General features: G+C 71.6%; 21 protein-coding genes, 1 tRNA gene and 1 riboswitch. Of the genes, 14 read left to right on the top strand and 8 right to left on the bottom strand.

The window, feature by feature from the left end:
• The 8 genes from pgsB (at nucleotide 1) to OO60_RS23495 (ending at nucleotide 11,398) form a co-directional block, all read left to right on the top strand.
• Nucleotides 1-1,179: a poly-gamma-glutamate synthase PgsB gene (pgsB, locus tag OO60_RS23530; RefSeq protein WP_003066906.1), complete on the top strand. Its 1,179-nt coding sequence runs from the start codon at nucleotides 1-3 to the stop codon at nucleotides 1,177-1,179.
• Nucleotides 1,179-1,661, top strand: a complete 483-nt coding sequence (locus tag OO60_RS23525; protein WP_003066909.1) for a poly-gamma-glutamate biosynthesis protein PgsC/CapC — start codon at nucleotides 1,179-1,181, stop codon at nucleotides 1,659-1,661. Before pgsB ends, OO60_RS23525 begins: the two co-directional genes overlap by 1 nt.
• Nucleotides 1,662-1,668: 7 nt before the next feature.
• A complete protein-coding gene (locus OO60_RS23520; RefSeq protein ID WP_003066915.1) occupies nucleotides 1,669-2,676 on the top strand; it encodes an NlpC/P60 family protein in 1,008 nt (335 codons plus the stop codon).
• A 46-nt stretch (nucleotides 2,677-2,722) separates the two neighbouring features.
• A riboswitch (cobalamin riboswitch) is annotated at nucleotides 2,723-2,838 on the top strand.
• Nucleotides 2,839-2,865: 27 nt separating this feature from the next.
• Nucleotides 2,866-6,429, top strand: a complete 3,564-nt coding sequence (gene cobN / locus OO60_RS23515) for a cobaltochelatase subunit CobN (RefSeq protein ID WP_003066918.1) — start codon at nucleotides 2,866-2,868, stop codon at nucleotides 6,427-6,429.
• 39 nt (nucleotides 6,430-6,468) lie between these two features.
• Nucleotides 6,469-8,274 carry an ArnT family glycosyltransferase gene (locus tag OO60_RS23510; RefSeq protein ID WP_051767754.1) on the top strand — a complete coding sequence of 602 codons (1,806 nt, stop codon included), beginning with the start codon at nucleotides 6,469-6,471 and terminating at the stop codon, nucleotides 8,272-8,274.
• Nucleotides 8,275-8,309: 35 nt separating this feature from the next.
• Nucleotides 8,310-8,966 (top strand): response regulator transcription factor, encoded by a 657-nt coding sequence (locus OO60_RS23505; protein ID WP_003061029.1) that lies wholly within the window; start codon nucleotides 8,310-8,312, stop codon nucleotides 8,964-8,966.
• Nucleotides 8,963-10,036, top strand: coding sequence for a sensor histidine kinase (locus OO60_RS23500; protein WP_003061026.1), 1,074 nt, complete (start codon nucleotides 8,963-8,965; stop codon nucleotides 10,034-10,036). The genes OO60_RS23505 and OO60_RS23500 overlap by 4 nt, the downstream gene beginning before the upstream one ends.
• Nucleotides 10,037-10,192: 156 nt before the next feature.
• Nucleotides 10,193-11,398 (top strand): chitinase, encoded by a 1,206-nt coding sequence (locus tag OO60_RS23495; RefSeq protein WP_003061023.1) that lies wholly within the window; start codon nucleotides 10,193-10,195, stop codon nucleotides 11,396-11,398.
• A gap of 5 nt (nucleotides 11,399-11,403) precedes the next feature.
• Here the strand turns inward: OO60_RS23495 and OO60_RS23490 are convergent, their stop codons facing one another.
• A complete protein-coding gene (locus OO60_RS23490; RefSeq protein WP_003061020.1) occupies nucleotides 11,404-12,495 on the bottom strand; it encodes a dihydrofolate reductase family protein in 1,092 nt (363 codons plus the stop codon).
• Nucleotides 12,496-12,581: 86 nt separating this feature from the next.
• Here OO60_RS23490 and OO60_RS23485 point away from each other — a divergent pair, with 86 nt between their 5' ends.
• Nucleotides 12,582-12,833: a hypothetical protein gene (locus OO60_RS23485; protein ID WP_003061016.1), complete on the top strand. Its 252-nt coding sequence runs from the start codon at nucleotides 12,582-12,584 to the stop codon at nucleotides 12,831-12,833.
• A gap of 305 nt (nucleotides 12,834-13,138) precedes the next feature.
• On the opposite strand, the gene OO60_RS23480 is transcribed toward OO60_RS23485, so the two are convergent.
• The 5 genes from OO60_RS23480 to OO60_RS23460 all read right to left on the bottom strand — a co-directional run bounded on the left by OO60_RS23480 (nucleotide 13,139) and on the right by OO60_RS23460 (nucleotide 18,661).
• A complete protein-coding gene (locus tag OO60_RS23480) occupies nucleotides 13,139-14,383 on the bottom strand; it encodes an IS110 family RNA-guided transposase (protein ID WP_033262090.1) in 1,245 nt (414 codons plus the stop codon).
• Between the two features lie 622 nt (nucleotides 14,384-15,005).
• Entirely contained in the window at nucleotides 15,006-15,404 is a 399-nt protein-coding gene (locus tag OO60_RS23475; protein ID WP_003061013.1) for a hypothetical protein, read from the bottom strand.
• A 5-nt stretch (nucleotides 15,405-15,409) separates the two neighbouring features.
• Nucleotides 15,410-16,642 carry an aldehyde dehydrogenase family protein gene (locus OO60_RS23470; protein WP_003061011.1) on the bottom strand — a complete coding sequence of 411 codons (1,233 nt, stop codon included), beginning with the start codon at nucleotides 16,640-16,642 and terminating at the stop codon, nucleotides 15,410-15,412.
• A gap of 166 nt (nucleotides 16,643-16,808) precedes the next feature.
• Nucleotides 16,809-17,591: a M50 family metallopeptidase gene (locus OO60_RS23465; RefSeq protein WP_003061009.1), complete on the bottom strand. Its 783-nt coding sequence runs from the start codon at nucleotides 17,589-17,591 to the stop codon at nucleotides 16,809-16,811.
• Between the two features lie 158 nt (nucleotides 17,592-17,749).
• Nucleotides 17,750-18,661, bottom strand: a complete 912-nt coding sequence (locus OO60_RS23460) for a DNA-3-methyladenine glycosylase family protein (RefSeq protein ID WP_003061007.1) — start codon at nucleotides 18,659-18,661, stop codon at nucleotides 17,750-17,752.
• Nucleotides 18,662-18,817: 156 nt separating this feature from the next.
• Between OO60_RS23460 and OO60_RS23455 the strand changes: the two genes are divergently transcribed.
• From OO60_RS23455 to OO60_RS23445, 3 genes are all read left to right on the top strand, one after another.
• Complete coding sequence (locus tag OO60_RS23455; protein ID WP_003061005.1) at nucleotides 18,818-19,576, top strand: class I SAM-dependent methyltransferase; 759 nt, start codon at nucleotides 18,818-18,820, stop codon at nucleotides 19,574-19,576.
• Nucleotides 19,577-19,615: 39 nt separating this feature from the next.
• The gene (locus OO60_RS23450; protein ID WP_003061003.1) at nucleotides 19,616-20,938 is read left to right on the top strand and encodes a M20 family metallopeptidase; all 1,323 of its coding nucleotides are present in this window, start codon (nucleotides 19,616-19,618) and stop codon (nucleotides 20,936-20,938) included.
• 98 nt (nucleotides 20,939-21,036) lie between these two features.
• The gene (locus OO60_RS23445) at nucleotides 21,037-22,047 is read left to right on the top strand and encodes a S1C family serine protease (protein ID WP_003061001.1); all 1,011 of its coding nucleotides are present in this window, start codon (nucleotides 21,037-21,039) and stop codon (nucleotides 22,045-22,047) included.
• A gap of 113 nt (nucleotides 22,048-22,160) precedes the next feature.
• On the opposite strand, the gene OO60_RS23440 is transcribed toward OO60_RS23445, so the two are convergent.
• Entirely contained in the window at nucleotides 22,161-22,538 is a 378-nt protein-coding gene (locus OO60_RS23440; protein WP_003061000.1) for a DUF3224 domain-containing protein, read from the bottom strand.
• Nucleotides 22,539-22,604: 66 nt separating this feature from the next.
• The gene (locus OO60_RS23435) at nucleotides 22,605-24,134 is read right to left on the bottom strand and encodes a helicase HerA-like domain-containing protein (protein ID WP_003060997.1); all 1,530 of its coding nucleotides are present in this window, start codon (nucleotides 24,132-24,134) and stop codon (nucleotides 22,605-22,607) included.
• A 102-nt stretch (nucleotides 24,135-24,236) separates the two neighbouring features.
• On the opposite strand from OO60_RS23435, the gene orn reads away from it, so the two are divergent.
• Complete coding sequence (gene orn, locus OO60_RS23430; protein WP_003060996.1) at nucleotides 24,237-24,845, top strand: oligoribonuclease; 609 nt, start codon at nucleotides 24,237-24,239, stop codon at nucleotides 24,843-24,845.
• A 76-nt stretch (nucleotides 24,846-24,921) separates the two neighbouring features.
• A tRNA-His gene (locus OO60_RS23425) sits at nucleotides 24,922-24,997 on the top strand.
• Nucleotides 24,998-25,054 lie beyond the last annotated feature (57 nt).

Below are 25,054 nucleotides of genomic sequence, written 5' to 3'. Positions count from 1 at the left end.
GTGACGTTCCTCTACGTCGTGCTGCTCGCAGCGTCGGCGGCGATGCTGGCCGCCGGGATCGCCGAACAATGCCGGCACTACCAGCACCTGCACAGCATCCCGACACGGGTGCTGGTCAACGGCATCCGCGGCAAATCGTCCATCACCCGCCTCTGCGCGGGCGCGCTGCGTGGCGGCGGCCTGGTCACGACGGCGAAGACGACCGGCACCGCGGCCCGGTTCATCCACCCCGACGGCAGCGAGGAACCGGTCTACCGCAAGTTCGGCATCGCCAACGTCGTCGAGCAGATCGGCATCGTCCGCCGCGCCGCCGCCTACCGGCCCGACGCCCTCGTCATCGAATGCATGGCGGTGATGCCGGACCTGCAGGAGATCAACCAGAGCAAGCTGATCCGCTCGACCATCGGCGTGCTGTGCAACGTCCGCGAAGACCACCTCGCCGAGATGGGACCCACCCTCGACGACGTCGCCCGCTCGCTGTCCCGCTCGATGCCGGTCGGCGGGATCTGCCTGACCGCCGAGCAGGACCGGCTGCACATCCTCCAGGAGGAGGCGGACAAGCGGGACTGCGAGCTCATCGCCGTCGACCCCGAGTCGGTCACCGACGCCGAGATGCGCCGCTTCGGCTGGATCACCTTCAAGGAGAACGTCGCCATCGCGCTGGCCGTCGCGGACCTGCTCAACGTCAACCGGCAGCTCGCGCTCGAAGGCATGTGGGCCGCGCCGCCCGACCCGGGCGTGCTGCAGGTCCACCAGTACCGCGCGGGCCGCCGTCTCCTGCGGTTCGCCAACGTCTTCGCCGCGAACGACCCCGAATCGACGTTGCTGAACATCGACCAGCTCCGCCGCCAGGGCGCGATCACCGACCCCATGCACGTCATCATCAACTGCCGTCCCGACCGCGTCGAGCGCAACGGCCAGATGGGCGCGCTCATCCCGAAGATCGCCCCGGAACGCGTGGTGCTGATCGGCGAACCGACGCGCAGCGCCCGCGTCGCGATCCCGAGCGAGTGGCACGACCGTGTCGTCGACCTGGGCGGTTCGCGGTCGCCGCGGGACCTGCTGCGCGGGATCGTCGGCGGTGTCGGGCGGCAGGCGTCGCTGATCGCCATCGGCAACATCCACGGCCAGGGGGAACTGCTCATCGAGGAACTCGCCAAACTGGAACCGGTCGCCTGATGCTCACCACGTCCCTCGCCCCCGAGGTCGCCACCGTCGGCCTGGCCATCGGCCTGCTGCTGTCGCTGGTCTGCTACCTGACGACGAACCTGTCGCCGGGCGGCATGATCACCCCCGGCTGGATCGCGCTGACCATGGTCGAGGACTACCGCCGCGCGGCGATCATCGTGCTGATGACGGCGCTGACGTTCGGCGGCACGAAGCTGCTGCAACGCCTGGTGATCCTCTACGGCAAGCGGCTGTTCGCGGCGGTCGTGCTGCTGGGCGTCGTGCTGCAGACGACGTTGCTGATCGTGCTGCAGGCCGACTTCCCGCTGCTGTTCGTGCACCAGACGCTCGGGTTCGTCGTGCCGGGCCTGGTCGCCTACCAGCTGGTGCGGCAGAAACCGGTGGCCACGATGCTCGCCACCGGCGGGGTCAGCCTGGCCAGCTACGCGGTCCTGATCAGCGGCGTGCTGGTCGGGCTCGTTCCGACGGTGTGAGGTGACGATGCGCAAGTCGCTCCGGATCGGCGTGCTGGCCGCGGTCATCGGCGTGTCCGGCACGGCGGCGGTGTACGTCGCCACGCAGGACCGGCAGGACATCACGGCCATCTCGGCGTCGGCGGCGCCCTCGGGTGCCGCGGTCACCGGCGGGTACACCTACGAACGGCTGGAGAACCCGGCCCGCACGGTGGTCCGCGACGGAGCGGGCGCGCAGCTCGCGTCCTTCACCGACGGCTCCCGCACGGCGATGCTGACGGGCCGCTCGCGGACGTTCACCGAGCCGAGGTTCACCAAGGTCGGCATCACCTCGACGGCCTGGATCCGGCTCGCGCCGCAGGCGTGGCACGCGGGCGCGGAGAAGGAGAAGTGGTTCACCGGCTGGCTGCCCGAGGCGATCGGCGACCCGGACCCGGACATCCTCGCGATCGCCCTGCAGTACACCGACGGCGCGGCCGACCAGACGGCGAAGAAGCTGCGGATCGCCGGGGACGCCAACTTCGGCCCGGACAGCGCCGAGGGCAGGCTGGAGAAGTCGGATTTCTACGACTACCTGGGCATCGGCTGGGACTTCCCGGGCGGCGTCCACGAAGCGGCGGAGCCGGCGCGGGCGCGGTCGCTGGACTGCTCCGGGTTCGTGCGGATGGTGTACGGCTACCGGGCGGGCTACCCGCTGCTCGGGACGAACACGAAGGGCCCGGGCCTGCCGCGCCGCGCGTGGGCGCTGTCCGAGCTGGGGCCGGGCACCGAGATCATCCACGACGAGAAGCGGCAGGTGACGGACTTCAGCCCGCTCCAACCGGGTGACCTGCTGTTCTTCAACCTCGAGCCCCAGCTGGGCACACAGGTGTCGCACACGGGCATCTACCTGGGCATCGACAGCGACGGCCACCACCGGGTGCTGTCCAGCCGGAAGGTGGCGAACGGGCCGACCTTCGGCGACGCCGGCGGGGTGTCGCTGATCGACGGCTCGGGGACGTACGCGAAGGCGTTCCGCGCGGCGAAGCGGCTCTGAGCCGCACACGTCACCTTGACGCCATCCGCCGCGCACCGGAGAGTGGGTGCGTTACCCACGCGTCGGCAGGTGGAGGAACCCGGTGGAAATCCGGGGCGGTCCCGCCACTGTCACCGGAGAGATCCGGGAGCCAGGAACTCCCGCCGGCGCGCCCGTCTACCCGGGGCGCGGACCCCGAGGAGGAACCTCGTGATCCTGCTTCTGTCCACTTCGGACACCGACCTGCTCAGCGCCCGGTCCAGCGACCGCGAGTACCGGCTCGGCAACCCGGCCCGGCTCGACGTCGCCGAGTTGCCGGGGCTGCTCGACGGCGTGCGCATCGTGATCGCGCGGATCCTCGGCACGCCGCGGAGCTGGCAGGAGGGCCTGGACACGCTGCGGGCGTCGGGCGCGCACGTCGTCGTCCTCGGCGGGGAGCAGACGCCGGACGCCGAGCTGATGAAGCTCTCCACCGTCCCGGCCGGCATCGCCGCCGAGGCCCACGCCTACCTCGCCCAGGGCGGGCCGGCCAACCTCACCCAGCTGCACCGGTTCCTCTCCGACACGCTGCTGCTCACCGGCGACGGCTTCGAGCCGCCCGCGCAGCAGGCCGCGTGGGGCGTCCTCGAGCGGCCCGCGAAGAGCGACGGCCCGGTCATCGGCATCCTCTACTACCGCGCGCACCACCTGTCCGGGAACACCGCGTTCGTGCACGCCCTCGCCGACGAGATCGAAGCCGCGGGCGGGCGCGCGTTGCCGATCTACTGTGCTTCGCTGCGTACGCGCGAGCCGGAAATGATGGCTGAGCTGGGGAAGGTCGACGCCCTGCTGGTCACGGTGCTCGCCGCCGGCGGTACGCGGCCGTCCGAGGTCGGCGCGGGCGGGGACGACGAGGCGTGGGACGTCGCCGAGATGGCCGCGCTCGACGTCCCGATCCTGCAGGCGCTGTGCCTGACCAGCGACCGCGAGACGTGGGCGGTCAACGACGACGGCCTCTCGCCGCTCGACGCCGGGAACCAGATGGCCGTCCCGGAGTTCGACGGGCGGCTCATCACGGTGCCGTTCTCGTTCAAGGAACTCGACGAAGACGGCCTCCCCCGGTACGTGCCGGACGCCGAACGCGCGTCCCGCGTCGCCCGCATCGCGCTCGCGCACGCCCGGCTGCGGCACACGCCGCCGTCGGAACGCCGGATCGCGTTGATGCTGTCCGCGTACCCGACGAAACACTCCCGCGTCGGCAACGCGGTCGGGCTGGACACGCCCGCGTCGGCCATCGAGCTGCTGCGGCGGATGCGCGCGCAGGGCTACGACCTGGGGCCGGACGCGTTCCCGGGCGTCGACCCGACCGGCACCGACCAGCCCGACGGCGACGCGCTCATCCACGCGCTGATCGCCGCCGGCGGTCAGGATCCGGAGTGGCTGACCGAGGAACAGCTGGCCGGGAACCCGATCCGCGTCCCCGCCGCGCGCTACCGCTCGTGGTTCGAGGCTCTGCCCGCCGAACTGCGCGAAGGCGTCGAGGAGCACTGGGGCCCGGCGCCCGGCGAGCTGTACGTCGACAACGGCGACATCGTGCTGGCGTCCCTGCAGAGCGGCAACGTGATCATCATGATCCAGCCGCCGCGCGGGTTCGGCGAGAACCCGGTGGCGATCTACCACAACCCGGACCTGCCGCCGAGCCACCACTACCTGGCCGCCTACCGGTGGCTGGAGGAGGAGTTCGGCGCGCACGCCGTCGTCCACCTGGGCAAGCACGGATCCCTCGAATGGCTGCCGGGCAAGACCGCGGGGCTCTCGGCGTCCTGCGCGCCGGACGCCGTGCTCGGGAACCTGCCGCTGGTCTACCCGTTCCTGATCAACGACCCCGGTGAGGGCGCGCAGGCGAAGCGGCGGGCGCACGCGACGATCGTCGACCACCTGATCCCGCCGATGGCGCGCGCGGAGTCCTACGGCGACATGGCGCGGCTGGAGCAGCTGCTCGACGAGCACGCGAACATCGCGGCGATGGACCCGGCGAAGCTGCCGGCCGTGCGCCAGCAGATCTGGACGCTGATCCAGGCCGCGAAGCTGGACCACGACCTCGGCGTCGAGGAACGGCCGCACGACGCGGAGTTCGACGACTTCCTGCTGCACATCGACGGCTGGCTGTGCGAGGTCAAGGACGCGCAGATCCGCGACGGGCTGCACATCCTCGGTGCGGCGCCGACCGGCGAGGCCCGGGTCAACCTGGTGCTGGCGATGCTGCGGGCGTCGCAGATGTGGGGCGGCAAGCAGGGCGCGGTGCCGGGCCTGCGGTCGGCGCTGGGGCTCAAGGAAGACGCGCCGATGTCCGAAGTGGACGCCGTCGAGAAGACCGCGCGCGAGCTCGTCCAGACGATGGAAATGCGGGGCTGGGACGCGACCGCGGTCGAGTCGGTCGCTCCGGACGCGCAGGTGGCGAAGGTGCTTTCCTTTGCGGCCACGGAGATCGTGCCGCGGCTGGCGGGGACCACCGCCGAACTCGACGCCGTGCTGCACGCGCTGGACGGCGGGTACATCCCGGCCGGCCCGAGCGGTTCGCCGCTGCGCGGGCTGGTCAACGTGCTGCCGACCGGGCGGAACTTCTACACCGTCGACCCGAAGGCCATCCCGAGCCGGCTGGCCTGGGAAACCGGGCAGGCGCTGGCGGACTCGCTGCTGAAGCGGTACCGAGAGGACACCGGCGACTGGCCGCGTTCCGTGGGGCTCTCGGTGTGGGGGACGTCGGCGATGCGGACGTCCGGCGACGACGCGGCGGAAGTCCTGGCGCTGCTGGGTGTCCAGCCGGTGTGGGACGAGGCTTCCCGGCGCGTCACGGGCATCGAAGCCATCCCGCTCGCGGAACTCGGCCGTCCCCGGATCGACGTCACGATCCGCATCAGCGGGTTCTTCCGCGACGCCTTCCCGCACGTCATCACGTTGATGGACGACGCGGTGCGGCTGGTGTCCGCATTGGACGAATCTCCGGAGGAGAACTTCGTCCGCGCGCACGTTTCGGCGGACCTGGCGTCGCACGGTGACGCCCGCCGTGCGACGACCCGGATCTTCGGGTCGAAGCCGGGCGCGTACGGCGCGGGCCTGCTGCCCCTGATGGACAGCGGGAACTGGCGCGACGACAAGGACCTCGCCGAGGTGTACGCGGTCTGGGGCGGCTTCGCGTACGGCCGCGACCTCGACGGCCGCCCGGCGCGCGAGGACATGGAGAGCTCGTACAAGCGGATCGTGGTGGCGGCGAAGAACACCGACACGCGCGAGCACGACATCGCGGACTCGGACGACTACTTCCAGTACCACGGCGGGATGATCGCGACGGTCCGCGCGCTGACCGGCTCGGCGCCGGCGTCCTATGTGGGCGACAGCACCTCGCCGGACGCGGTCCGCACGCGCACGCTGGGCGAGGAGACGGCCCGGGTGTTCCGGGCCCGCGTGGTCAACCCGCGGTGGCTGGCGGCGATGCGGCGCCACGGCTACAAGGGCGCGTTCGAGCTGGCGGCCACCGTGGACTACCTGTTCGGCTTCGACGCGACCGCCGGCGTCGTCGGCGACTGGATGTACGAGAAGCTGACCGAGTCGTACGTGCTGGACGAGGTGAACCAGGAGTTCCTGCGCCAGGCCAATCCGTGGGCGTTGCGCGGGATCGTCGAGCGGCTGACCGAGGCGGCGGACCGGGGGCTGTGGGAGGAGCCGGACCCGGACCTGCTGGCGAAGATGCGCGAGGTGTACCTGTCGCTGGAAGGCGACCTCGAGGCGGAGTAGAAACGCCCGGGAAACGCGGGCCGGAGTTGGGTGGCGGTCATGATCACCGCCGCCCCTCCGAAGACCCGCCCCTGGGTGCTTCCCCTCGTCTGCCTCGGCGCCGCCGTTCTCTACGCCTGGAAGATCGGTGCCGGCCAGTTCGGCAACACCTACTACTCGGCCGCCGTCCGGTCGATGACGGAGAGTTTCCCCAACTTCCTCTTCGGCTCCTTCGACCCCTACGGCGTCGTCACGGTCGACAAACCGCCGTTCGCGTTGTGGCCGCAAGCGCTTTCCGTGCTGGTCTTCGGCTACCACGGCTGGGCGCTGCTGCTGCCGCAGGTCCTCGAAGGCGTCGCGGCGGTGTTCCTGCTCCACCGCACCGTCCGGCTCTGGGCCGGGGAGAACGTCGCCCTGCTCGCCGCGGCGATCCTCGCGCTGACGCCCGTCACCGTGATCATCAACCGGGACAACAACCCCGACACCCTGCTCGTCCTCTTCCTCGTCGCCGCCGCATATGCGCTCACCCGGGGGCTGCGGGACGGCCGGAAGTGGCTGTGGTGGTGCGCCTTCTTCGTCGGCTGCGGCTTCCTGACCAAGATGCTGCAGGCGTGGATCATCGTCCCCGCCCTGGTCGCCGCCTACCTCGCCGGGACCACCGGGCCGCTCAAGCGACGGCTGCTCGACGTCCTCGGCGCCGGGCTCGTGCTCGTCGTTTCGTCGTTCTGGTGGATCGCTCTGTACGACTGGTGGCCCGGCACCAAGCCCTACATGGGCGGCAGCGAGAACGGCTCCGCGTGGAACCTCGTCTTCGGCTACAACGGCTTCGGCCGCCTCTCCGCCACCGGCGAGAGCGGTGGCATGATGATCATGCGCAACGGGCAGCAGACCATGAGCTCCTTCGGCGGCGACCCCGGCCCGGGCCGGATGTTCAACGACGTCGTCGGCGGGCAGATCTCCTGGCTGCTGCCGCTGTGCTTGGTCGTCCTGGCCGTGCTCGGGCGTCGGTGGCGCGATGCCGGCTGGCTGCTCTGGGGCGGCTGGCTGCTCGTGACCACCGTGGTCTTCAGCTTCGCCGGCGGCATCTGGCACCCGTACTACACGACGGCGCTCGCGCCCGCCGTCGCCGCGGTCGCCGCCGCCGGGCTGGCGCTGCTGTGGCGACAGCACCGGCGCACTCTGCTGCCCCTGGTCGTCGCGCTGACCGCGGCCTGGGCGTTCGTCCTGACCGCACGCGACACGACGTTCTACGGCTGGACGCGCTGGGCGGTGCTCGGCACGGGTATCGCGGCGATCGCCTGGCTGGTCGTCGCGCCGGAGCGGCGGGCCCTCGTCGCCGCGCTGGTGCCGCTGCTGCTCACGCCCGCGGTGTGGTCGTACGCCGCCGCGCAGAGCACGTCCGCGGGGACGCTGCCCGCCGCCGGGCCCGCCACCGGTCCGGCCGCGCCGCCGCCGCTGTCACCCGGTGGCCCCCGGCCCCGGATCATGCTGTCCGGTGGCGACGGCACCGCCAGGCTGTCCGACGAGCAGCGGCGCATCCTCGACTACGCCCGCCGCGGCGGCACCGAGATAACCCTGGCCGTGAACGCCGAAGCCGGCGTGGTGGCGCCGTACCTGATCGACTCGGACGCGACTGTGATCGGCATGGGCGGCTTCGGCGGCCGCGACGACGCGCCGTCGGTGGCGCAGCTCGACCGCTGGCTCGCCGAGGGCAAGCTGCGGTTCGTCCTGAGCAACGCGGGGCGCCGGCCGGGACCGCCGCCCAGTCCGGCCCAGGCTGGACGTCAGCGCTGGATCGAGGGGCACTGCACGACCGTCGACCCCGCCGCGTACGGCGGCGGCGCGGACACGCTCTACCGGTGCTAACGGCGAAGAAACACCACCGCGGCGATCATCGGGGCATGCGGGTCCTGGTGGTGGAGGACGAGCCGATGCTCGCGGACGCGATCGCGGAGTGGCTGCGCGAGGACGCCCACGCGGTCGACATCGCCCACGACGGCGGCGCGGCGCTGGACCGGATCACCGTGCACGACTACGACGTCGTCGTGCTCGACCGGGACCTGCCGGTCGTGCACGGCGACGACGTCTGCCGCGCGCTGGTGGCCGGCGGGGCGGCCACGCGGGTGCTGATGCTGACCGCCGCCGGGGAGGTGTCCGACCGGGTCGCCGGGCTGTCGCTGGGCGCCGACGACTACCTCGCGAAGCCGTTCGCGTTCCCGGAGCTGGCCGCCCGCATCCAGTCGCTGGGCCGCCGCAGCCGCCCGGCCGCCCCGCCGGTGCTGAGCCGCTCCGGCGTCACGCTCGATCCGGCGCGGCACGAGGTGTTCCGCGACGGGCGCCTCCTCCCACTGTCCAAAAAGGAGTTCGCCGTGCTCGCCGAGCTGCTGCGCGCCGACGGCGCCGCGGTGTCCGCCGAACACCTGCTGGAGAAGGCGTGGGACGAGCACGCGGACCCGTTCACCGGCGCGGTCCGGCTCACCATCCTGAAGCTGCGCCGCAAGCTCGGCGGCCCACCGCTGGTGGAGACGGTCACCGGCGTCGGCTACCGGCTCCGATGACCCTCCGGCTGCGGCTGACCGTGCTCTACGGCGGCCTGTTCCTGCTGGCCGGTGTGGCGCTGCTGGGCGTGACGTACCTGCTGTTCACGCGGCAGGTCGGGCAGCGGGTGGCGGTGCTCACGGGCACCCCGCCACCCGGCGCGCCACCGCTGCCGTCCCTGGACGCCCTCGACGAGCAGGCCCGCCAGCTGCGTGCGGCGGCGACGACGTCGCTGCTGACGCAGGGAGCGATCGCGCTCGGCGCGGTGGCGGTGCTGGCGGCCGGCCTCGGGTGGCTGGTGGCGGGCCGGGCGCTGGCGCCGCTGCGGCAGGTCACGGACACGGCCCGGCGCATCGCCGCAGCGGCCGACCCGGGCGGGCACGCACGGATCGCGCTGCGCGGGCCCGAGGACGAGGTGAAGAACCTCGCCGACGCGTTCGACGTGATGGTCGAGCGGCTCGACCGGTCGTTCGACGCCCAGCGCCGGTTCGTCGCGAACGCGTCGCACGAGCTGCGCACGCCGCTGACGGTGAACCGGTCCCTGGTCGAAGTGGCGATGCGCCGCGGGAGCGACGTCCGGGAGCTCGGCACCAAGCTGCTGCGGATCAACGCGCGGAACGAGAAGCTGATCAGCGGGTTGCTGCTGCTGGCGAAGTCGGAGAGCGCGCTGACCGCGCGCAGCCCGGTGGACCTGGCGGCGCTGGTCGCGCAGGTGACGCCGCCGGAGGCGGAGCAGTCACTGGCCGAAGCGGTGACGGCCGGCGACGCACTGCTGCTGGAGCGGCTGGCGGGCAACCTGGTGGAGAACGCGATCCGCCACAACGTGCCCGGCGGCTGGGTGCGCGTGACGACCCGGACGGCGGCAGGGCGGGTGGAGCTGGAGGTGGCCAACAGCGGCCCGGTGATCCCACCGGCGGAGGTGCCGGCGCTGTTCGACCCGTTCCACCGCCGGGCCCGGGTGGCGGCGGAGGGGACGGGGCTCGGGTTGTCGATCGTGCGGTCGGTGGCGCACGCGCACGGCGGAGCGGTGACCGCGGAGGCGCGCGCGGAGGGTGGCTTGGTGGTGGTCGTGTCGCTGCCCGCGGCGTGAAGTCTCGTCTTCGTCGCCGCTCGTGTCGTGGACAAATTTCGGATATTCCGGCCCTTTTCGCCCGCGGGCTCCCCCGAACCGACTTTCGCGCCTTGACTTCGGCAATGGTCTAGTCCAATGATCTGTCCACCTCGATCCCCTCCGGGAGGACAGCTCATGCGCAGGGGCAGACTGGCCGCCGCCGGGCTCGCCGCCGCCACCTTTGCCGCCACCGCCGTCAGCCTCGTGCTCGGCGCACCGTCGGCGACCGCGGCGTTGAGCAACAACTGGTACGCCGCGGCGCCGTACCTGATGCCCCAGAGCAACAACCCGCCGGACCCGGTCACCGTGATGAACGCGACCGGCCTCAAGGCGTTCCAGCTCGCGTTCATCCTGGCGCCGAACGGCGGCGGCTGCAGCCCGACCTGGGACGGCACGTCGGCGGTCTCCTCCGACACCGCCGTCGCGGGCGTGATCTCGCGGATCCGCGGCGCGGGCGGCGACGTCTCGGTGTCCGTCGGCGGTTACGGCGGCACGAAACTCGGCCAGACCTGCGGCACGGTGGCCGCGACGGCCGCCGCCTACCAGCAGGTCATCACGAAGTACTCGCTCAAGGCGATCGACTTCGACCTCGAAGAACCCGAGTACGAGAACACCGCGGCGATCGCGAACGAACTCGGCGCGGCGAAGACGCTGCAGGCCAACAACCCCGGCCTGTTCGTCTCGGTGACCATGCCCGGCACCGCGGCCGGCACCGGCTGGTTCGGCACGCAGCTGATCGACCAGGCGAAGTCGATCGGCTTCACGCCGAACAACTTCTCGATCATGCCGTTCGACGGCGGCTTCAACGGCGGCTCGTCGCAGGTGTCGGCGCTGGAAGCGCTGCACGGCCTGCTGATGTCGCACATGGGCTGGGACAGCGCGACCGCGTACGCCCACGAAGGCTTCTCCGGCATGAACGGCAAGTCGGACGCGGCCGAGATGTTCTACACGTCGGACTTCCAGACGGTGTACGACTACGCGACCAGCCACGGCCTCGGCCGCTTCACGTTCTGGTCGGTCAACCGCGACCGGCCCTGCGTCGGCACGACGGACAACGGCGTCTGCAGCAACGTCCCGCAGAACGACTGGGACTTCACGAAGTTCAGCGTCCGGTTCGCCGGCGCGACCCCGCCGCAGACGACGCCGCCGGTGACGACGACCCCGACCACCCCCGGCGGCGGCACCTGCACCGCGGCGGAGTGGGACCGGACGAAGGTCTACGTCAAGGACAACGTCGTCTCGCACAACAGCCACAAGTGGACGGCGAAGTGGTGGACGCAGGGCGAGGAGCCCGGCACCACCGGCGAGTGGGGTGTCTGGCAGGACAACGGCGCCTGTTAGCGGTTTCAGAAGTCGAGGTGGGTGTTCTCGCGCTGGACCTCCGGGGTCAGCGCGGGCACCTCGACGACGTGCCGCCCGGCCTGCCGCAGCAGCTCGGTACCCCGGGCGTCGACGAAAACGGGCGGCTCGCGCCAGGCGAACACGACCCGCGGGATCCCGGCGTCGAGGACGAGCTGGGTGCAGCTGCGCGGGTGGGAACTGCGGTGGCTGCACGGTTCCAGCGAGCTGTACATCGTCGCGCCGGCCAGGCGCGGGTCGCCGGCGCACTTGGCGAGGGCGGCTTCTTCGGCGTGGTTGGTCGGGTCGCCCTCGCCGGAGTGCCCGGTGGCGACGACCTCACCCTCGGCGTCGGTGATCACGGCCCCGACCCGGAAGGTGTGGCTGGGCGGGCACAACGCGGCGAGGGCGATGGCTTCCTTGAGGCGCCGGACATCCCGGCCGGTCGGTTCGGCGGCGGCGCGGTACTCGAGGATCGCCATGCCCTGCAGGTCCTGCACGCCGACGAGCGTGAGCGGACGCGGGTAAAGCCCGGGCCCGACGAACCGCGGCGCGTCCGGCTGCCCGACGAAGAACGGCGCGATCGCGAGCCGCAGTTCGTCGGCGAGCCCCTCGGTGAGGAACCGGGTGTGGATCCCGCCGCCGCCCTCGACGAGCAGGTTCCGGATCCCGCGCGCCCCGAGGTCGTCGAGCACGTGCCCGAAGTCCGGCGGATTTCCGGCGTCGACGACGGTGGCGACGTGCTTCAGCCCGTCGGCGGCCCCGGGCGGTGCGTAGACGATCTTTTCGGTGTCCCCGACGGTGAAGAACTGCGCGTCCGGGTCGAGGCCGCGGGTGGTCACGGTGACCTTGACGGGTTGCTCGGGCTTGCCCTGCGCCAGCCGGTTCCGCCGCAGCTCCGGGGAGCGGACGAGCAGCCGCGGGTTGTCGGCCCGGACGGTCCCGGCCCCGACGAGGACGGCATCGGCCTCGGCCCGCAACCGGTCCACGACGGCGAAGTCGTCCTCAGTGGACAGCACCAGCCGTTCGGGTGAGGTGTCGTCGAGGAAGCCGTCGAGCGACTGCGCGGCGGACAGCAGGACGTGCGGCCGGGAGATCACCGGGCCCAGTATGCCGTAACGCCGCGGGCGATCCCGGCGTCCTACGACGTATCCCTGTCGAGCCCATCCCCCGGAGCTTTCTGAACATGACAACGCGAGGCTGGTACAAGGAGCGGACGCTCACCACGGTCGACACGGTCGGCCGGGAGGTGTCGGTGACGACCGGACTCACCCGCGACCCCGAAGGCCGCCTGGTCGCAGCAATCGCGATCAGCGACGGCCCGACGGCCATCTACCGCTACGCCGGCGACGCCGGAGAGGAAACGGAGCTGGTGACCAACGCGGCGGACACGGTGAAGGAGCTGCGGAAGCTCGCCGACCTGCCGCCGACGCGCTGAACAGCTGACTGCTCGGTTTCCGGGGCCGGCCCACCGCCGCTGGGCGGTTGGGCCGGTTCCCGCGTGCCGGCTTCCGGACCGGTCCACGGCGTTCCAGTCGGCCTTGTCGCCTTCGGGCGGCCGGTGCGCGCCTCCCGGGGGCCGATACTCGCCCCGTTACCGTTTTCGTAGTTCCTGATCAAGGAGCTGTGGTCACCAGGCCCGGCATGACTTGCGCCCCCAGTCGAACCCATGATCCGGGGGGTGGTGTCACCGGGTCTGGTGGCATCGACCGACCGCTGATAGACCTCCGATCTTGCTAACTGTCAAGTAGCGGCTCCGGTTGGTGGGTCGAGAGCGGGACCGAAAGCCTTGGCCGGGTCGTAGGTTTGGCCGGTCTCGAGGCAGTGGTGGAGCTGTCCGAGGAAGCGGTTGAACAGGTGTCGCAGGGCGGCGGCGTGCCGGTCGCCGCGGGCTCGGCGGCGGTGGTAGTGGTCGCGTGGCGCGCCGGCTCGGCCGATGCTGGCGAAGGCCCAGACGAAGCCGGTGGCGTTGAGGCGGTCGTTCTTCACGGTGCGGCGGGTGATGGAGATGCTGCGGCCCGAGGCCCGGGTGACGGGTGCTGATCCTGCGTAGGCATTGAGGGATCGGGCGTCGGTGAAGCGGGCACGATCGTCGCCGATCTCGCCGAGGACTCGTGCTCCGGACAGATCGGCCAGGCCGGGGAAGCTGGTGATGATCGCGTAGTGCGGGTGCTGCTGGAACGCTGTGGTGGTGGCCTCGGTGAGGTGGTCCGCGCTGGCGCACTCCGCGTTGAGAGTGGCCAGCAGCGCGAGGGCCTGGCGGCCGAACGCCTCCTCGACCACTCGCGGTTGCCGCAGCTGTGGCTTGCGCAGGTCCTCGAGGACCTGCGCTGCCAAGGCATCGATGCCGCGCTGGCGACCCGCCCGACGCAGAGCCGCGGCGATGCGCGCCTTGGTGACCTTCGCCGCGGCGGCGGGTGTCGGCGCCAGCGCCAGGACCACGCGCGCTTCTGCACTCGCGAGGTTGGTGGCACCGCCCTTGGCGAACGCGGCGAGGAACCTCGGGTAGTACTCGCGCAGCACGGCGCGCAGCTCCTGCGTGGCACGCGATCGCCGCCAGATGGCGTCCTGGGTCGCGCGGGACAGCACCGCGATGGCCTGGACCAGTTCACTGTCGGCGGGCAGCGGCCGGTGCGCATGGGCGTCGGTGCGCAGGATGTTCGCCAAGGTCATCGCATCGACGTGGTCGGACTTCTTCCGCGACACGCTGTGTCGCTCGCGATAACGGGCCACCGCCATCGGGTTGATCGAGTAGACCCGCCGCCCGGTCTGCCGCAGGCCGGCGACCAGCAGGCCGCGGGGGGTCTCGATCGCCACCGGGATCAGGTCGGTCGCGGTGTCGCCGGCGTCGGCGAGCATGGCCAGCAGCTCGGCGAAGCCATCGGCCGAGTCGTCGATGCGGCGCTTGGCCACCAGGGCACCATCGGCGTCGACCAAGGCGACGTCGTGGTGGTCCTCGGCCCAGTCGATCCCGCAGAACACCTTCACTCTCCACTTTCCCCTCGACTAGCTGTTAGTGCTGGTCAGAGACCCTGACGAGAACGCGCGGCGCCCTAATGACGAGGCTCTGCGGCCTGACCTCCGATTGAGCCGTTCGCGATCCCAGCGATCCGCGCGGGCACCGGTCTCAACAGAGAACTCGACGGCTCCCGGTCACTGAGGTGTCCTCCGCGCGAACGGGCTCGGACGACGAACAAACTGCCCGAACAGGCGAACGGGTGAGACGCGGACACGCCGATCGCGCCGCTCTATCAGGAGGGCTCACAAACCCAGGGACACCCAAGACGTCCACCGAGCACGTCCGGTCCCACCCGCCCGAACGAGCGACAGGAAACCAGCCGCTGGATCAGCAGCTCGTCAACTCGTTCGGTAGTCATTAGGGACACCCCCCAACGGCCGGCCCCCGCCTTCCAGGGGGCCGGTACCGCCTCCACGGCCGGCTCACCGCCTTTCCAGGGGCCGGAACTCACCTTCACGGCCGGCCCACCGCCATCCAGGGGCCGGAACTCGCCTTCACGGCCGGTCCACCGCCATCCAAGCGGCCGGGCGCTTCCGCGGCGTTCTGGTCTCCGGGCCGATGCCCGCCTACCGGCCGCCAGTCCACCGCCTCCTAGCGGCCCGGCGTGTCCTCCGTGTTCCGGTTTGGGGGCCGGTCCGCGGCCTTGAAGCGGGCGAGCAGCTCCTGTCCGGCGGCCGAGCCGGGGTCGAATCCGATCAGTTCGGCGCGATCCTGGCCCGGGAGCGCGATGCGCGCGTTGTGGCAGCGGAAGCAGAAGGCGATCTCCGCGAGGAGGCCCGCCGCCCCGTGCAGCTCGAGGGCGTAGACCGGATTGAAGCACCGCATCATCTCGTCGTCCGGGAGGTCGGCGACCAGCTGGGCGATCGCCACGGCGTCCGGCCCGGCCACCGAACCGAGCGGTCCGATCGGGACGACGTCCCCCTCCGGGCTGGGCATGACGCGGAGCAGTTCGATCCGGCGGACGTCCGCCGGGCTGACCGGGATGTGCATGCCGGTCAGGCCGGCAGGACGGCGTACTGGCGGACGTACAGGTCCGTGTAGGTCACCGGGCCGCGGGGGCCGGGGACCCTGTCGAGGTTGATGCCGGTTTCCGGGACCGCGAGCAGCTTGAAGCCGTCGAGGAGCCGGGTCGGGGCGTTCCAGAAGACGCCGGTGCCGGTGTAGCCGTCGAAGAACGCGTCGGCGGCCGACTCGTCTTCGGTGGCGATGCCGGCGGCCAGGCCCGAGGTCTGCTCGTTGGCGATCTGGACGGCGTCGGCGAGCGAGCCGACCTTGGCCACCGTGACGGTCGCCTCGCGGTCGGAGTCCAGCGCCCACTCGTAGCCGATGGGGTGCTCGTGCGGGGCGAGCGAAGGCGTGACCCCGCGCTCGGCGAGCGCCTCCGAGAGGGCCGGCCAGGCCTCGTCGTGGCGGTCTTCGTGGATGAGCAGCAGGTTGAGCCGGTTGCAGACGCCCAGCCGGTCGAGGCTGGCGTGGACGAGGTCCCGCGCCTTGGTGACATCCGCGCCGCGGTCGATGTACAGGACACCGCCGCCGTCGGCGTGGGCGAGCGTGCGCACGCCGTGGACGGCCGCCTCGGTGGCGAGGGCCCGGGTGCTGTCCCCGCTGCCCCGCAGGATGACCAGCGGCACGAGGCCGGGCAGCCGCACGAGCGCGGACGCGGCCTCCCGCTCGACCCGCGGCACGAGCTGGATGCAGTCGGCGTCGATGCCCGCGTCGGCGAGAGCCGGCGCAATGACGACGTCACGCAGCCGCTGGGCCGACCCGAGCGCGGCGGAGCCGGTCCGCAGGACACCGGCGTTGCGCGACTTGACCAGCTGCGACGCCACGTCGACGGTCACGTTCGGCCGGGCCTCGTAGTTCGCACCGATGACGCCGACGGGCCGCCGCCGCTCGACGAGCCGCAGCCCGCCGTCCAGGGTGGACACGTCGACGGAGCGCTCCTGGTGCGGAGCGCCGGCGAGCAGCCGCAGCTGTTCGGCCATGCCGGTCAGCCGCTCGGGGGTGATGGTGAGCCGGTCGAGCAGCCCGGCGCTCATCCCGTCGGCGGTGGCCCGTTCGACGTCGGCCCGGTTCGCCTCGAGGATGGCGTCCCGGTGCGCGAGCAGCCGCTCGGCCATCCCGGTGAGGGCGGCGTCAACGTCCTCGGCCCGGGCGGCGGCAAGCGACGGAGCGGCGGCCTTCGCCGCCCGCGCACACGCTTCCACGGCCTTGGCGACCTCGTCCATCGTTCGTCTCCCTCCGCGCGACCAGCGAGGGCCCAGTCTGCCGCATGCACCACCCCACCCCGGCGACGCCCCTGACCGCGGCCGTCGACGATCCGCCGGCGCCAGGCGACAGCCGCCGTCGGCGCCGCGCCGCAGAACCGGCAACCCGCGCCTGCGGGTGGCAGCCCTACGTCGCGACCGGCTCCAGCAACCAGAGGCCGCCCGCGAAGAGGCAGCTGACCGTTGCCACCGCGAAGACCAGCACCCACAGCACCGGCGGGACCGCGGTGAGGCGGCCCAACTGGTCGGCGTCGGAGTCGCGGGCCTGGCCGCGGCGCCGCTTGAGCTGCAGCTCGAGCACCGGGCGGACGCCGCCGAAGAGGAGGAACCACGTCAGCAGGTAGCTGAACGGGGCCTGCACCTCGACCGGCGCGACGAACGCCACCAGCGCCAGCACCACCGCGCTCGCCACCACGGTGAACACCCCGTAGGCGTTGCGCACCATCACCAGCACGCCGAGCAGCAGCAGCGCGATCAGGACGAGCACCGTGCCGACCAGGTCGGCGCCGAGCAGGCTGGCGAACAGCAGCCCGAGCACCGACGGCGCCAGGTACCCGGCCATCGCGGTGAAGGCCATGCCCGGCCCTTCGGGCTTGCCGCGCGAGACGGTGACGCCCGAGGTGTCCGAGTGCAGCTTGATGCCCTGCAGGCGCCGTCCGACCAGCACCGCGGCCAGCGCGTGCCCGGCCTCGTGCACCATGGTCACGACGTTCCGCGCCCGCCGCCACGGTGTGCCGCCGACGAGCACGACCAGCAGCGCCACACCGCCGGCGACCAGGGTGATCACCGCGGGGGTCTGGGCCTGCTCCAGCAGCGAACCGGCCGGCGAGGTGCCGGTGGCGGCCGTGCGGAAGGTCGACAGGGTGTCACCGGCCGGGCCGCCGAGCGCGAGATGAACGGGCGAGTTCACCCGGACACCTCACCACAGGCGACATCTGGCTACGGTGAGTCCCCACCGATCGCCGTCTCGCGGCGTCCGGTATCCGTCGATGCGATCTCCTCTCGTTCGGTGTTCCCGGCAGGCCGAGCCGGCTTCGGGCGCCGGGTCGGCGGATCAGCGGCGAGGGGTCATCGCGACTCCCTCATCCGAGCCTCGCCTTCGACGCGGAACAAGAACGACACCCAGCTCCGGAACGGCGCCCACGCCTGCGCGATCTCCGCCAGCTCCGCCGCTTCCGCGTCCGGGAGGTGGTACGCGTCGCGCATGATCTCGTGGAGGCGGGTTTCGCCGCGCGGGAAGACGTCCGGGTGGCCGGCGCCGCGGATCAGGACCAGCTCCGCGCTGAACCGGCCGATGCCCGGCAGCAGCTGCAGCTGCTTCAGCGCCTCCTCGGCCGGCATCGCCCGCAACGCGGCCGCGTCCAGCATGCCCTCGGCCGCCGCCTCGGCGATGGCGCGCAGGCGGGGCAGCTTCGGGCCCGCCAGCCCCGGCAGGTACTCCATCTTCGCCAGCGCCGCCGGTGCCGGGAACGTCCTCAGCCTCGTGCCGCCCACGTCGACCTCGGCACCGAAACGCTCGGTCAGGCGGCGGCGCAGCCGGACCGCCTGTGTCATCCAGATCCGGTGGCTCAGCACGGCCCAGCACGCCGCCTCGTACGGCGACGCGAACAGGACCGGGCGCAGCCCCGGGTGGATCGCCTGCAGCAGCGAGACCACCGGATCGCGGGCGCCGGCCTCGGGGAACGCGCTGCCGTCGAGGTCGAGTGAGCACATCCTCCGCACCTGCGCCACCACCGCCTCGGTGTGCCCGGGCGGGCCGTGAACCTCGACCGTGACCGTGCCGGGCGATCTCTGCCGCAGCACCGCTCCCACCGGCGTCCCATCGCCCTCGAGTGGGAACGCCACCCGGAGCGCGCCCGGCTCCGCTTCCGGTTGCCCGGCGGGGGCGAACCCGGTCAGGAACCGGGCCGCCGCGGCCAGGTCGAACTCGCCGTGCACCTCGAGCTCGCCGCACCGGCGGGCAGCCTCCGTCGTCGTCATCTCTCCTCCTCGGATCGCGGATCGGAACATCGCCTGCGACGTTAGGAAGGGGCACCGACAATTCCGGGGCTCGAACGCCTGATCCCGGCTCTGTTCACTCGATCGAGTGGCAGGAGAGTTGGCATACTGCCGGTATCCGAACCTCCGGGAGGGGCCGTGCCGACCAGCCGCACCACCGCGCTCGAACGCCTGAACGCCCTGCTCGAAACCCCCGCGGAGACCGGCGACGGCTACCTCGACCTGCTGGGCACCGCGAACCAGGCCGGGCCGCCGACCGGGCTCACGCAGCGCCTGATGCGCACGACGCTCCTGCCCCAGGTCTACGAGCGGTACTGGCGCCCTGCCCTGGGCCGCGCGCTGAAAGGCCCGCTCGGGCCGAGCATGGCCGGCGAAGTCCGGCTCGCCACCAAACTCCTCGCGCTGCAGCCCGGGTACACGGTCCTCGACGTGGCGTGCGGCACCGGCCGGTTCACGCGCGCGTTCGGCTCGGCCGTCGGCCCGGGCGGGCTCTCGATCGGCCTCGACGGCGCTCGCGGCATGCTCGCCAAGGCCGTTGCCGAAGAGAACCCCGGCAGCGTCGCCTACCTGCGCGCCGACGCCGTGCGACCGCCCCTCAAAACGTCCACTGTGGACGGCGTCTGCTGTTTCGCCGCGCTCCACATGTTCGCCGAGCCGGAGACCGCGCTGGACTCCTTCGCGCGCGTCCTCAAGCTCGGCGGCCGGGTGGTGCTGCTGACGAGCGCGCGCCGCGGTTGGCAGCCGGTGCGCCTGATCGAGTCGGCGGGCGGGATCGTGAGCGGGCAGAAGATATTCGACCGCGGCGAAATCGCGGCGAGCCTGCGCGCCCGCGGGTTCACGGAAATCACCGAGCGGTACGCCGGCGTCACGCAGATCGTGGCGGGCCGGCTCGGCTGAGTGGCCCGAACTGTCGGGGGTGGCGGTTAGCATCGCTCCATGACCCACGCCGAACCCGTCCCGCCCGACGACAGCTACCTGCGTTCCCTGGTCGAGGCCACCGCCGACGCCGTCGCGGCCGCCGAACCGCTGTCCTCGCCGCACCCCGGCGCGGACGAGGCGACGCGGGCCGAAGTGACCACCGCGGTCGAGCGCGCTTCACCCGATCTGGTGGCGTTGAGCCAAGATCTGCACGCCCACCCCGAGGAGGGGTTCGCCGAGCACCGGTCGGTGCGCGCGCTCGCCGCCCTCCTGGAACGCCACGGCCACGAGCCGGCCGTCGGCGTCGGCGGGCTCGACACCGCGTTGCGGGTCAGCACGGGGGCACCGGACGGCCCGCACATCGCCGTCCTGGCCGAGTACGACGCGCTGCCCGGGCTCGGTCACGCCTGCGGCCACAACGTCATCTGCACCACGGCCGCGGGTGGCTTCCTCGGCGCCGCCGCGGTTGCCGAGCGGCTCGGCGGCCGCGTCAGCCTGATCGGCACGCCCGCCGAAGAAGGCGGGGGCGGCAAGGAGATCCTCGCCCGCGCCGGCGTGTTCGACGACGTCGACGCGGTGATCATGCTGCACCCGTTCAGCCACGACATCGCGCTGCACCCGTTCCTCGGCCGGCGTCAGCTGGAGATGGTCTTCCACGGCGTCGGCGCCCACGCGAGCGCCCAGCCGTTCATGGGCCGCAACGCCCTCGACGCCGCCGTCGCCGCGTACCAGGGTGTCTCGGCTCTGCGCCAGCAGCTCCCGCAGAGCGACCGCGTGCACGGCGTGTTCACCGACGGTGGCGCCCGCCCGAACGTCATCCCGGCCCGCGCCGCGCTGCTGTTCTACCTCCGCTCGCAGACCCCGGAGACCCTGCGCGACCTCGCCGCCCGCATGACGTCGATCGCCGAAGGCGCGGCGGCGATGACCGGTTGCGGCGTCGAGCTGGTCTGGGACGCCCAGGCCGCGTACCTGCCGATCCGGTTCAACACCGCGCTGGCCGGGCGCTGGACGGCCAACCAGGTGATCACCGGCCGCAAGCCGCTCCCGCCGGGCGTCGTGCCGGAGTCGCTCACCGGCTCGACCGACCTCGGGAACCTCTCCTACCGCGTCCCGGCCCTGCACCCGATGCTGGCGATCTCGGGACCGACGGTCGCGTTGCACACCAAGGAATTCGCGGCCGCGGCCGGTTCGGAGACGGGAGACGCGGGCGTCCGCGACGGCGCACTCGGCCTGGCCCTGACCGCCGCCGACTACCTCGGTGACGCCGAACTGCGGACGGCGGTGCACGACGAGTTCGAGGCGGCGGGAGGAGCACTGGACGTCCCGTCGTTCTTCGCCTGACGCCTGAGGATTACCTGAATTTTCTCAGCTGATTCTTCTCAGCAAAGGCTGAGGTATTTCCACAGGTTGTTCACAAGCACGGGCGCGAACCTTGTCCCATGACCGAGAACGAGAGTCGGCCCGGCCCCGCCTCACCCGGTGGGCACCAGCCGCACCACAGCACCCCGCAGTACGGGCCGTACGCGCAGTACGCCTACCAGCAGCAGGCCGCGCCGAACCCTCTGTTCACCCCGCAGCCGCCGCCCGAGCCCGTGAAGACCAAGCCGCGCAAGGGCGGCCGGGTCGCGATGATCGTCAGCGCGACCGCGCTCGGCGCCGCGCTGGTCGGCGGCGTCGGCGGCGCGGCGATCGTCGGCCTCACGACGACCTCGGCCGACGGCGCCACGACGTCGGTGAGCACGCCGGCCGCGAACGGGCAGACGGTCCTGAACTCGACCTCCGGCGACGTCAGCGCCGTCGCGGCGAAGGTGACGCCGAGCGTCGTCCAGATCAACGTCACGACCGACCAGGGAGAGGCCATCGGTTCCGGCGTCATCCTCACCGCGGACGGCCGGATCCTGACCAACGCGCACGTCGTCGACGGCGCCCAGAACGTCGTCATCACCACGTCCGACGGCAAGAAGTACCAGGCCAGCGTGGTCGGCGCGGACACCAAGGCGGACATCGCCGTGGTCCAGGCGAAGAACGCCAGTGGCCTGACGGCTGCGTCCTTGGGCGACTCGAGCAAGCTCGTGGTCGGCCAGGCCGTGGTCGCGATCGGCTCGCCGGGCGGCCTGCAGAACACCGTCACCACCGGCATCGTCAGCGCGCTCAACCGGAACCTGTCCGACATCGGGCAGGGCGAGCAGCAGCAGCGTTCGCCGTTCAGCCGCACGTCGAACCAGAACAGCGACTCGCCCAGCTACACCGCGATCCAGACCGACGCCGCGATCAACCAGGGCAACTCCGGCGGCGCGCTGGTCGACAGCCAGGGCAACGTGATCGGCATCAACTCGGCGCTGTACAGCCCGAGCGCGTCGGCCAACGGTTCGGCGGGCAGCGTCGGGATCGGCTTCGCCATCCCGATCAACGACGCCAAGAAGATCGTCGACCAGATCGTGAACAACTAGGACGCGGACGGGCCGTGGTCGGGGCGGCCCGTCCCCCGCTTCGGGGAGCGGGAGAACACGCGAAGGCCGTTTCGAGAGCCAATCGGGGGCTCTCGAAACGGCCTTCGCGCTGCTCAAAGCGTGTAGGTGAGGGTGAAGTGGTGGTTCTTCTCCCCGTCGATCTCGATGCTCGCCGTCCCGGAGATCCCGGTCAGCTCGCCGAAGCCCGAGCCGGTGAGGATCTTCAGCGTCAGGCCGGAGTCGTCGGCCGTGTGGTACAGGACGAAGCCGCCCTTGCGGCCGTCGACCGAGACCTCGAGACGCTCGAAAGCGACGTACGCGCGCGAAGTCGCGTTGGACGCCGAGAGCAGCTCGACGGTGCTGGTCCCCTCGACCGCGCCGGTGAACGTCTTGGCGATCGCCACCCGGGCGAACTCGGTGCCCGCGGCCTCGTCGGTCGCCTGCGGCTCCCAGGTGTCGACGACGAACGACGCGGTGGCAGTGCTGGTCATGACTGGTTTCCTTTCGAAGGTGGCGCCAGCCTGACAGCCATACCTGACAGCTTGCGTCAGGTTTTCTCAGCGCCTCCGGTTGCCGAACAACCCGCGCGTGATCTCCCGGCCCAGCGCGCTCGCCGCGGACCGCATGAACGACTTCACGGCCGGGTTCTTCATGGCGGACTCGATGAACCCCGGCTCGTCCTTCGCCGGGGGCGGCTCCGGAGCAGCCTCGGGAGCGGCTTCGGGCGGGGGCGCGGCGGCAACCTTCGCCGCCAGCTTCTCGTAGGCCGACTCCCGGTCGATCGTCTCCCCGTACTTCGCGTGCAGGTCGGACGACGCGACCGCGGCGGCGACGGCCTCGGCGCCGATCGAGCCCATCTTCGACCGCGGTGCCCGCAGCCGCGTCCACGCCACCGGCGTCGGCGCACCCCGCTCCGACAGCACCGTGACGATGGCCTCGCCGATGCCCAGCGATGTCAACGCCGTGTCGAGCTCGTAGAACTTCGTCTTCGGGTAGGTCTTCACCGTCTTGGCCAGCGCCGCCTGGTCGTCCGGGGTGAACGCGCGCAGTGCGTGCTGGATCCGGGCGCCGAGCTGCGAGAGCACGTTGTTCGGGATGTCCGTGGGCAGCTGCGTGCAGAAGAACACGCCCACGCCCTTCGACCGGATCAGCTTCACGGTCTGCTCGATGCGCTCGAGGAACGCCTTCGACGCGTCGTTGAACAGCAGGTGGGCCTCGTCGAAGAAGAAGACGAGTTTCGGCTGGTCGAGATCGCCCTCCTCGGGCAGCTCCTCGAACAGCTCGGCCAGCAGCCACATCAGGAACGTCGAGAACAGCGCCGGCTTGGCCTGCAGGTTGTCCAGCTCGAGCAGCGTGACGACACCTTTGCCCTCGTGCTGGCGCATCAGGTCGTGGACGTCCAGCTCGGGCTCGCCGAAGAAGTCCTCGCCACCCTGGGCTTCCAGGTTGGACAGCGAACGCAGGATCACCCCCGCCGTCGCCGCCGACACCCCGCCGATGCCCTTGAGGTCCTCCTTGCCCTCGTCGCTGGTCAGGTGCGTGATCACCGACCGGAGGTCCTTCGTGTCCAGCAACGCGAGCCCGCGCTGGTCGGCCCAGTGGAAGATCAGGCCGAGCGTCGACTCCTGGGTCTCGTTCAGGCCGAGCACCTTGGACAGCAGCACCGGCCCGAAACTCGTGATCGTCGCCCGGATCGGCGAGCCCTTCCCGCCGGTACCGAGCGACAGGAACTGCGTCGGGAACGCCGTGCCCGCCCAGTCGTCGCCGAGCTCCTGCGCACGCTTCGTGACCTTGTCGTTCGCCTCGCCGGCCGCGGCCAGGCCGGACAGATCGCCCTTGACGTCGGCGAGCACCACCGGCACCCCGGCCGCCGACAGCTGCTCGGAGATCAGCTGCAACGTCTTCGTCTTGCCCGTCCCGGTCGCGCCGGCGACCAGCCCGTGCCGGTTGAGCGTCGCCAACGGCAGGCGCACGGCCGCCGCCGCGTCCACCTGCCCGTCGATCACCACCGCACCCAGCTCCAGCGCGGCGCCCTCACTCGCATAACCAGCGGCGATCTCACTCGCCGGCGACCCCTGCTCGGTCACTCGCAGCTCCCCGATCGTGTGTCCTGGACCACACCGGGAGCGTAACGCGCCGTACGCGCAGGTAACGCCCTTCGCATCCCCGTGTCGGGTTAGGGTCACCGGGTGACCGACCGCCTAGTCTGGATCGACTGCGAAATGACGGGGCTCGACCTCGGCAAGGAAGCGTTGATCGAAATCGCCGCCCTCGTCACCGACGCGGAGCTGAACGTGCTCGGCGAAGGAGTCGACATCGTCATCCACGCCGACGAGGAAAAACTCGCCGGGATGCCCGAAGTCGTCCGCGAGATGCACGCCCACTCCGGCCTCACCGAAGAAGTCCGCCGCTCCACCGTGACCCTCGAAGAAGCCGAACGCCGCGTCCTCGACTACATCCGCGAGCACGTCCCCGAGTCGGGCACCGCCCCCCTCGCCGGCAACTCCATCGCCACCGACCGCGGCTTCATCGCCCGCGACATGCCGGCCCTCGACGCGCACCTCCACTACCGCATGGTCGACGTCTCCTCCGTCAAGGAACTCGTCCGCCGCTGGTACCCGCGCATCTACTACGCCAAGCCCGAGAAGGGCCTCGCCCACCGCGCGCTCGCCGACATCCGCGAATCCATCGGCGAACTCGACTACTACCGGCGCGTCGCCTTCGTCCCACAGCCCGGCCCGACCAGCGAAGAAGCCAAGGCCGCGGCCGCTGAAGTGCAGGAACACCACCAGAGGTGACCCCCTGAAAAGCGGTCGAGGGCACCCGCTACGATTACTGCCAGCGAGGTGATCGTAAGCAGTTCCCTCGTAGATGGTGGGCGTAGCTCAGCTGGTAGAGCACCTGGTTGTGGTCCAGGAGGTCGCGGGTTCGAAACCCGTCGCTCACCCCATCACCCCGGTTTGGTCGGGCCCTGGCGGGCCCTCCCCCAGGCTGGGGTTTCGCCTTT

The sequence above is a fragment of the Amycolatopsis vancoresmycina genome (genome assembly GCF_000716785.1).
GTDB classification, from domain to species: domain Bacteria; phylum Actinomycetota; class Actinomycetes; order Mycobacteriales; family Pseudonocardiaceae; genus Amycolatopsis; species Amycolatopsis vancoresmycina.
This window is presented reverse-complemented; position numbering and strand designations above follow the sequence as displayed.

What these genes read in the sequence shown, in the direction of transcription:
- OO60_RS23525 (WP_003066909.1), top strand. Translation starts at nt 1,179, where the DNA reads ATGCTCACCACGTCCCTCGCCCCCGAGGTCGCCACCGTCGGCCTGGCC.
- OO60_RS23520 (WP_003066915.1), top strand. Translation starts at nt 1,669, where the DNA reads ATGCGCAAGTCGCTCCGGATCGGCGTGCTGGCCGCGGTCATCGGCGTG.
- OO60_RS23510 (WP_051767754.1), top strand. Translation starts at nt 6,469, where the DNA reads ATGATCACCGCCGCCCCTCCGAAGACCCGCCCCTGGGTGCTTCCCCTC.
- OO60_RS23505 (WP_003061029.1), top strand. Translation starts at nt 8,310, where the DNA reads ATGCGGGTCCTGGTGGTGGAGGACGAGCCGATGCTCGCGGACGCGATC.
- OO60_RS23500 (WP_003061026.1), top strand. Translation starts at nt 8,963, where the DNA reads ATGACCCTCCGGCTGCGGCTGACCGTGCTCTACGGCGGCCTGTTCCTG.
- OO60_RS23495 (WP_003061023.1), top strand. Translation starts at nt 10,193, where the DNA reads ATGCGCAGGGGCAGACTGGCCGCCGCCGGGCTCGCCGCCGCCACCTTT.
- OO60_RS23485 (WP_003061016.1), top strand. Translation starts at nt 12,582, where the DNA reads ATGACAACGCGAGGCTGGTACAAGGAGCGGACGCTCACCACGGTCGAC.
- OO60_RS23475 (WP_003061013.1), bottom strand. Translation starts at nt 15,404, where the DNA reads ATGCACATCCCGGTCAGCCCGGCGGACGTCCGCCGGATCGAACTGCTC.
- OO60_RS23470 (WP_003061011.1), bottom strand. Translation starts at nt 16,642, where the DNA reads ATGGACGAGGTCGCCAAGGCCGTGGAAGCGTGTGCGCGGGCGGCGAAG.
- OO60_RS23460 (WP_003061007.1), bottom strand. Translation starts at nt 18,661, where the DNA reads ATGACGACGACGGAGGCTGCCCGCCGGTGCGGCGAGCTCGAGGTGCAC.
- OO60_RS23450 (WP_003061003.1), top strand. Translation starts at nt 19,616, where the DNA reads ATGACCCACGCCGAACCCGTCCCGCCCGACGACAGCTACCTGCGTTCC.
- OO60_RS23445 (WP_003061001.1), top strand. Translation starts at nt 21,037, where the DNA reads ATGACCGAGAACGAGAGTCGGCCCGGCCCCGCCTCACCCGGTGGGCAC.
- OO60_RS23440 (WP_003061000.1), bottom strand. Translation starts at nt 22,538, where the DNA reads ATGACCAGCACTGCCACCGCGTCGTTCGTCGTCGACACCTGGGAGCCG.